1 protein-coding gene is annotated in these 537 nt (G+C 44.1%); it reads left to right on the forward strand.

Annotated elements, in window-relative coordinates; all coding sequences use genetic code 11:
• The coding region (queE, locus tag R7Q46_RS29820; protein ID WP_318078673.1) for a 7-carboxy-7-deazaguanine synthase QueE at positions 1 to 514 on the forward strand (514 nt) is incomplete at its 5' end.
• Positions 515 to 537 lie beyond the last annotated feature (23 nt).

The following is a 537-nucleotide window of genomic DNA, read 5'->3' on the forward strand; positions in this document are numbered from 1 at the left end:
TATTGGTGATATTTTGGTGAAGATGGAAGATTCTCCGACTTGGTGCACGGCATCGGCTGAAGACATCGTAGAACAATACAAACAGCAAGGCTTCAATGCGAAGCATATTGTTATCACTGGTGGTGAACCGTGCATTTACGATTTGCGTCCGTTGAGCAAAGCGTTTGAAGATATGGGCTGTCAGTGCCAGATTGAAACCAGTGGGACATCAGAAGTCGTCACGTCTGAAAAAACGTGGGTGACAGTGTCACCAAAAGTGGCGATGAAAGGTAAATTGCCCGTACTGAAAAGTGCTTTGGAGCGTGCTAATGAAATCAAGCATCCAGTCGGTACGCAAAAAGACATCGATCATCTTGATGAACTACTTGCAAACGCTGATATAAAGACAGAAACGGTGATCGCTTTACAACCAATCAGCCAGAAGCCTCGCGCAACTCAGTTGTGTATCGAAACGTGCATCGCGCGCAATTGGCGTCTATCTATTCAAACTCATAAATACCTAAGTATTGCTTAAGCTCGGAGAGTAAAATGAAAAAA

The organism is Vibrio sp. 811, from assembly GCF_033339195.1.